The organism is Moorena sp. SIO4A1 (assembly GCF_010672065.1).
Lineage (GTDB): Bacteria > Cyanobacteriota > Cyanobacteriia > Cyanobacteriales > Coleofasciculaceae > Moorena.
The window spans coordinates 1-1,430 of sequence record NZ_JAAHHX010000729.1; the positions used below are offsets into that span (position 1 = coordinate 1).

Sequence of the window (1,430 nt, forward strand, 5' to 3'; positions counted from 1 at the left end):
CTTCTGCTTCTCCATCCTCCCGATCTTGCCTCTTTTATCCCGATCTTAAGTTTTTTCCAACTTTTAAGTCAATCCTATTCCAGTTAAGAAGCTGCTTCCGTAAACATGATGATGTGTAATTCACGGATATCACCAATTTAAAATTTTTAAATTTCAGGTGAAATTTCAGTAATTATCTCTAGGCAAAAGCAGCTTAAATGAAGCAATCCTAGATTAGGACAATAACAATAGTTTAACTAGAAGAGTTAAAACCAGCGAAAAATTAGGGTGCGATCGCTTTAATCTGTTTTAGGCAAAGCTTAAAAGCGATGCAGTGGCCTCATGGGGGTTTAACCCATGAGCCACTGTATCAAGACAAGGTCTGCTCGCACAAAAAATAGCACTACTAATTAAGGAAAAAGCCGTGTTCTCACTAGGGAGATTTACTGACTAACTATGGGGGGTTATCACTTGCATAAAGCACAATCAATTGGGCACACACCGTGCGCCCATAAAGTTTATTTGTGTTTCAGTTTATTTGTGTTTTAATTCCTATCCTTTGAGTAATCTCTCGATACCGGATTTGTCTATAAAAACGTCTTTAGTTTAATTTCTCAATTCTCATTATTCATCGCGGCCAGTCATGCAATCTTTATTGAACTATCTCCAAGCGATCGCACCCGATTTGGGCTCAAAAAGTCTACCCTATCCTCTAGGAAAAAGTTTTCCTTCCCAGTTTTTTCCCCATACACTGATTGGCAGTTTGATGTTAGTCAGTGCGATCGCAGGTTACGCGACTCCAGTATGGGCGGTTTCCCAACTCCAGTTGGTGAAACTTGCTAATAATGCTGATGGTGATCCCATTACAGAAGTTCCATCAGGACAAGAATTTATCTACACCATCAGAGTCTCCTGTAGTGGGGATGAAGACTGCCAGGATGTGGTGATTACTGACCAACTCCCTCCTCAAATTGATTGGTCTTCTGAAAATGTCAGCATCCTTCCTGGACGTCCTGCTACTGTCAGCTATGACGAGGATACAGGACTGGCTACCGTTGAGTATAATTCACCCATTCCAGCAGGTTCCCCTGTCAACTTGGAGATTCGAGTCCAGTTTCCCCCCGGTACGACTGTAAACGATATAGAACCAACTAACCTAGCCGAAGGGACAAGTTCTAATACCGAGAATGCCACCTCCAATGCTCTAAACATTAACTCTGATATCGATTCAAACGCTGCGTTAAACAAGTGGACATTGGAGAAAAATCGGGTGATTCCTAGCACTGGTGATCCGGCTCTTGATTCACCAGTAACCTATGAACTTAAGCTTTGCCATGGCCAAGATATTGAGGGTGGTCTCGACCTATAAAATGTAATTCTGCAAGATATTCTTCCATCTGGGGCAAGTTTTAATAGTGCTAATAATGGGGGTAACCATAACTCAGGGATTG

At 41.8% G+C, this 1,430-nt stretch carries 1 protein-coding gene; it reads left to right on the forward strand.

The genetic code is table 11. From position 1 onward, the window contains the following. Positions 1-622 precede the first annotated feature (622 nt). Positions 623-1,348 carry a hypothetical protein gene (locus tag F6K53_RS42375; RefSeq protein WP_293086516.1) on the forward strand — a complete coding sequence of 242 codons (726 nt, stop codon included), beginning with the start codon at positions 623-625 and terminating at the stop codon, positions 1,346-1,348. The last annotated feature ends 82 nt before the right edge of the window (positions 1,349-1,430 follow it).

Excerpts from the sequence above, each read along its gene's own strand:
- F6K53_RS42375 (WP_293086516.1), top strand. The coding sequence starts at position 623 with ATGCAATCTTTATTGAACTATCTCCAAGCGATCGCACCCGATTTGGGC.